Genomic DNA, 6,215 nt, shown 5'->3' on the forward strand with positions numbered 1-6,215 from the left:
TTCATTCTTTTGTTTTGCATACTTTAACTAATTAAGTATACCGCATAGCTTAACCTTTTTCAATCCCCAGATAAGGAAGTACATTATCATAAATATCCCGAAGTACCGGCGCTGCAATCGTACCTCCATAGTATATCCCCTGTGGATCATGAATAATTACCATACCAATAACCTGTGGATTTTCCGCCGGAGCGAATCCTATAAAGGAAGAAATATACCGGTTTGCACTTCGCGGCAATGTCTGGGACGTGGCCGTTTTGCCGCCAATGCTGTAACCCTCGATATAAGCATTTTTCCCAGATCCCTCTGACACTACGCTTTCCAGCAGCATCCGCATCGTAGCAGAGGTTTCTTCCGATACCACGCCTTGCCGTTCTTTATAGGAAAAGGTCTTCAGCGTCTGTCCCTCTTTATCTTGTACGCTCACTCCAAGATGGGGCGTTATCCGCCGCCCGCCATTGATGATAGAGCTTACTGTTGTCAGCATTTGGATCGGTGTAATCTGAAAAGACTGTCCGAATGTCATTGTTGCCAATTCCACAAGTCCAATATCTTCTTTTTTATGCATGATCGTTCCTGCTTCTCCCGGCAAATCTACATTTGTCAGGCTCATAAGCCCGAACTGGGAAAAATAATCACAAAATTTATCTGAACCAAGCCGCAGCCCGATATCCATAAACACCGGATTGCAAGAATTCTGGATTCCCTGCACAAAATTCTCGCCTCCATGTCCCCCCACTTTGTGACAACGGATTTTCCGGTCTTCCACGATCCGGTAACCCGGACAGGAAAAAGTATCGTCCAGATGTACCACCCCTTCTTCCAGACAAGCAGCCGATGTAATAATCTTAAAAGTAGATCCCGGCTCATATGTATCATTGATACATCGGTTTCTCCACATCTGATTCAATAATTCCTGCTTCTTTTCATCCGTCAGATTTTCCGTTTCCGTATTTTCCGTATTTAGCGTAAAAGGATCATTGAGATTGAACTCCGGTACATTTACCATAGCAAGTACCTCTCCGTTCTGGGGATTCATCAGCATAATAGATACTGCTTCTGCCTGCTTTTCTTCCATTACTTTTTCCGCCGCCTGTTCACAAAAAGACTGAATATTGTAATCCAGACTTACTTTCAGCGTATTTCCCGCAACAGGTTCTATCCTGTCTTCCGCCACTCCCTCCAACTCGATTCCTCTGGCATCTGTCACAGTCAGAATGGTGCCGTTCGTTCCTTTCAGCACATCCTCATATTTCACTTCCAGGCCGATGATCCCCTGGTTATCACCGCCTGTAAATCCCAGGACTTTAGATGCAAGCTGATTATAAGGGTAGTACCTCTTGAAGTCCTCGTCCACCTTTACTCCTGCCAGATTGTAGTTACGAATACGGTCCCCCACCTCTTTTGCTACATTAGTCTTTACCTTCTCCATAGAAGAGACCTTCTCCACACGTTTTCTAACCTCTTCCTCTTCCATCTCCAGTTCCTTTGACAAGACAGCAATCACCTGCTTTGGTTCTTCAATCTGACTGTGAATTACCGATATCGTACAGACCGTTTTATTGGTTGCAAGCACCATCCCATTTCTGTCTACGATCTCCCCTCGTGCTGCTTTGATTTCCCGTTCACGCTCATGCAAGGCTTCGGCTCGTTTCTGATAATATTCTGCGTCAAAAACCATCAGATACACAAGCCGTCCGAGCAATGCTCCGATGACCAATACTGCCCCGCTGAACACAACAAGCATTTTTTTCTTATTATATGTCTTATTTTTCATAAAAAACCTTGCGGAAGATATTTTTATAACATATTATATCTTCTGCAAGGTTATGCATTTTCAGGCAAATATTTTATTCTGTTGTATATCCCGTTGCCCAGTCATCCAAATCCGGATTATAATTTTCGTCGATATAAGCTCCATCGTAATTGTTATAAGGATCTTCATAATTTGCGCTAAAATTCGTATATTCTTCTGACTCAGGCTTTATTTCCTGTGTCTCCGGCTGCTTCGGCACCGGCATTGTCTCGGATGATACATATCCGTCTATCATCGTAACATCCAGATACGGAAACGCCTGTGACATAATCCTCCGTGACAGATCCAGTACATACCAGCTTGATGCCTGATCTTGCACATTTGGTTCATCAATGACTACAAATATCAATACCTCAGGATTGTCCAGAGGGGCATACCCAATATAAGACAGAACATGATTGCCGTTTCCTCTTGGCAGTTTCTCTGCTGTTCCCGTTTTAGCTCCAATATCATATCCTGGTACCGCTGCATTCATCCCTGTACCATAATCCATCGTTGCTTTCAGATATGGTTTTAACTGATCCGCTGTTTCTCTCGAAATGGTTTTCCGCAGTACCACCGGATCCTTGGTCTCAATAACTTTTCCATCACTGTCTTTAATCTGTTTTACAATATGAGGTTCATAATAATAGCCGCCGTTGATCAAAGAGCAGAATGCTGATGCCATCTGAGTCATAGTCACATTAAATCCCTGTCCGAAAGAACAGGTTGCAAGCTCTGCTTCATACATGTTCTCCGTTGTATATAACAATGCCTCTGTTGCTGCTTCCCCCGGCAGATCAATCCCCGTATACTCTCCAAAACCAAAAATATGCTGGTATCGGACGAAATCCTCCACTCCGATGGCTTCTGCCATATCCATCAACCCCACGTTACAGGAATAGGCAATAGAATCCTGCACAGACACATTTCCATGTCCGGAAGTCAGATGACAGGCAATATCATAATCCCCCACATGCTTATATCCGCCGCAAAAATAATTTTCATGCCCCGTTAGCTTTCCTGTCTCTAACCCGGCAGCCACGGTAAATGGCTTCATGGTAGACCCTGGCTCAAAAGCGTCACTGACACAGAAGTTCCTCCAAAGCGTATTCATCGCATCCAGCTTCTCATCTTCCGACATCTTTTTCCATTCTTTCTCAGTATAAATAGAAGATAAATCTCTTGGTTTGTTTAGATTAAAATTAGGGTAAGAAGCCTCTGCCAGTATTTCACCGGAATTCGGATCCATAATAATCACCGCTGTATTCTTACTGCCCGGTTCGTCTGCCCTATACTCTCCTCTATGTTCCTCATTAAATTCTAAAATATTCTGCTCCACGATGCTCTGCAGTGTTACATCAATGGTAGAAACTACAGTATTTCCATTCTTAGCGGCTTTTACGGTTCTCTCAAGAGAGGAATCATCGGAAAAATACCCATATTCTCTTCCGTCTGTCCCATTGAGCACATTATTATAGGCACTCTCAATTCCGATTGCACCTACATTTCCATCCACAGTGAAGCCAATTACATCACTGGCAAGTGTCCCATAAGGATACGTCCGTTTATAATCTTCTTCCAGCCATATTCCTTTCACATTTGGATACTTCTTTGTATCAGCTTCTATCTCATCAAATTTCTTTTTTATATCATATGTTACATTCGTTTTGAGAATCTCGTACCGGCTGTCTGGATGTTCCGAAATTGCCTCCCTGACATCTGACTCTTTAATACCAAAGCAGTCTTTCAGTACTTCAATTGTAGGCTCTTTATATACTTCGTCAGAAAGCATCACATATATATCCAGAATCAAGTTGTATACACGCTCGCTTGTTGCCATCTTGGTTCCATTACGATCTGCAATATCCCCCCGTTTGAATGGAATCTTTCGGCTGTCATAAGCCTGCTGGTCCAATACAATCTTCGTATATCTGCTCCCCTTAGACGCATTGATATACGTAATTCTTCCTACCAAAACAACAAAAGCCAGTATAATTGCCATAAATAGCATTACCAGCTTTTTTTGCATCCTTTTCGGAAATTTCTTAATTAAAAAATCAAACCTATTTCTCTTTACTCTTCTTGCCATAATCTGTTCCTTAATTTGTTTCTCCTGACTTTGCAAGGATTCCGTTTGACGGTATGTCATTGTACTGCGTCACGGATTCATTTGCCGGAGCATCATACTCTATGACTGTTCCCTGCGACTCGTATACCATCCCCAGTTCTCCTACCGCTTTTGCACGGACTTCTTCCAGATTCACAGAGTCCTCCGCTGCATGCAGCGCCGTATCATTCGCCTCCGTCATGACACTCAATTCTTTCTGCAGCGCCGTAATATTCTCTGAACGGCTGATCGTATCAGACTGCAGTCTCAGATAGCACACGCATACTAATACGGCAAACACGGCTGCCACTGCCAAAAATCCCGCATATACCGGATTAATGCTCATCGCACGGTTACGGTTCTTCCGCACCTGGCGGCTCATCCTTACTTCAGTTTCCGGTTCTCTTTCCGGCTTTCTCTTTGGCAGAACCTGTTGTTTGGGTACAGCATTTCCATATACATACATCTGTCCATAACCCTTTTCTCTGTGTGCAGTTCTTCTGTTTCCTGTTCGTTTTACTGCCATGATTCTGCCCCTTTCCGTCCATCAGGCTCTCCCCTTCCTGATGAATCTATTTTATATACTCCTTTTCACATAAAGTTCCCTATACTTTAATGAATCTATTCCCGTTCAAAAATACGGAGTTTTGCGCTCTTAGAGCGACTGTTATACTCCAATTCAGCCTCCCCGGGAAGAATTGGTTTTCTCGTAATTACTTTTCCTTTTGACATATTTCCACAGACACATACTGGAAAATGACTCGGGCAGGTACATGGGTTCTCGTTCTTACGGAACACACTCTTCACGATTCTGTCCTCCAGTGAATGAAATGTGATGATACAAATACGTCCTCCCGGATTCAGCATCCCGATCATATCATCCAATGACTCACGAAGCACTTCCAGTTCCCGGTTAAGCTCAATCCTGACCGCCTGAAATGTTCTCTTTGACGGATGTCCTCCCGTCTTCTGAAACTTCATTGGGATAGCCCTTCGTATGATCTCATTCAACTGTCCTGTTGTCTCGATTGGTTTTCTTTCACGTTCCATTACAATATGCTTTGCAATATTCTTCGCAAACTTATCTTCCCCGTAATCCCGAATGACACGGTATAGTTCTGCCTCACTATAACAATTCACAATGTCTTTTGCCGTTGTCTGCTGTCTTTGGTCCATTCGCATATCCAAAGGTGCATCTGCCCGATAGGAGAATCCCCGGTCTGCCGTATCCAGCTGATAAGATGAAACGCCCAGATCAAGTATGATCCCATCGACTTTCTCAACCCCTATTGTGTGGAGCTTCTGCTTCATGTCACAATAATTACTCCTGATTATTGTGACCCTCTCCCCGAAGCATTCTAACCGGCTGCCTGCTGCTTCAATCGCAGCCGCATCCTGATCGATCCCTATCAGTCTCCCCGTACTGCCTAACCGGCTGCACACTTGATAAGAATGCCCGCCACCTCCCAAAGTGGCATCTACATAAATCCCATCCGGCTTAATTGCCAGACCATTTACAGTTTCTTCTAGTAATACTGATGTGTGTTCAAATGCCATGTCATCCTCCATTTGTATATGTCTGCTCTATCAGATACGAATTCCGATTGCTTCCATACGCTCTGCAATCGCATCCAAATCTTCCTCACTGACCACACTTCTCTCTTCCCAAAGTGCCTTGTCCCAGATTTCTACACGGTCCTGAACTCCCACAAGGACAACATCCTTTTCAAGATTCGCAGCTTTTCTCAGAGACGCAGGAACATTCACTCTCCCCTGTTTATCAAATGTTCCCTCTGATGCACTTCCGAAGAAATATCTTTTGAAGATTCTGGCATCTTTATTCATTCGTGGTAAAGTTTCGAGTTCGGAAACGAATTTGTTCCATTCTTCCTGGGAATAGACAAAAAGACACCCCTCCAGTCCGTTACATATCACGAAACTGTCTCCCAGATCGTCGCGTAACTTGGCTGGAATAATCAAACGGCCCTTTTCATCAATGCTGTGATTAAACTCTCCCAGTAACATTTAAAACTCCTTCAGTAAAGTGAGTCTCCACATCTCCCCCACTTTATTCCACTATTCACCACTCCCTACCACTTGTCTCCATTATATGCCACACGTCTCCCCTTTGCAAGCATTTTTTTGTTTTTCCGGAAATCAGAAATCTCTGGCAGTAATCTTTTCTTTGCAAACTGCATGTTTTTTCCACCACTCAAAACAGTCCACTGGACTGTTTTATCGCATGCTTGGCAACGTAAAGAGAGGGCGATTCCATCGGAATCGCCCTCTCAGACTGTAGACAAAGTCCCG

General features: G+C 43.7%; 5 protein-coding genes. All 5 read right to left on the reverse strand.

The window, feature by feature from the left end:
• Positions 1–49 precede the first annotated feature (49 nt).
• Positions 50–1,777 (reverse strand): peptidoglycan D,D-transpeptidase FtsI family protein, encoded by a 1,728-nt coding sequence (locus NFS18_RS07890; RefSeq protein WP_251389542.1) that lies wholly within the window; start codon positions 1,775–1,777, stop codon positions 50–52.
• A gap of 73 nt (positions 1,778–1,850) precedes the next feature.
• Positions 1,851–3,887: a peptidoglycan D,D-transpeptidase FtsI family protein gene (locus NFS18_RS07895; protein WP_251389543.1), complete on the reverse strand. Its 2,037-nt coding sequence runs from the start codon at positions 3,885–3,887 to the stop codon at positions 1,851–1,853.
• A gap of 10 nt (positions 3,888–3,897) precedes the next feature.
• Positions 3,898–4,431, reverse strand: a complete 534-nt coding sequence (locus NFS18_RS07900) for a hypothetical protein (protein ID WP_251389544.1) — start codon at positions 4,429–4,431, stop codon at positions 3,898–3,900.
• Positions 4,432–4,526: 95 nt separating this feature from the next.
• Positions 4,527–5,462 carry a 16S rRNA (cytosine(1402)-N(4))-methyltransferase RsmH gene (gene rsmH / locus NFS18_RS07905; protein WP_251389545.1) on the reverse strand — a complete coding sequence of 312 codons (936 nt, stop codon included), beginning with the start codon at positions 5,460–5,462 and terminating at the stop codon, positions 4,527–4,529.
• A 30-nt stretch (positions 5,463–5,492) separates the two neighbouring features.
• Positions 5,493–5,930: a division/cell wall cluster transcriptional repressor MraZ gene (mraZ, locus tag NFS18_RS07910; protein WP_251389546.1), complete on the reverse strand. Its 438-nt coding sequence runs from the start codon at positions 5,928–5,930 to the stop codon at positions 5,493–5,495.
• Between the last annotated feature and the right edge of the window lie 285 nt (positions 5,931–6,215).

Source organism: Mediterraneibacter agrestimuris, from assembly GCF_943193195.1.
Taxonomy (GTDB): Bacteria; Bacillota; Clostridia; order Lachnospirales; family Lachnospiraceae; genus Schaedlerella; species Schaedlerella agrestimuris.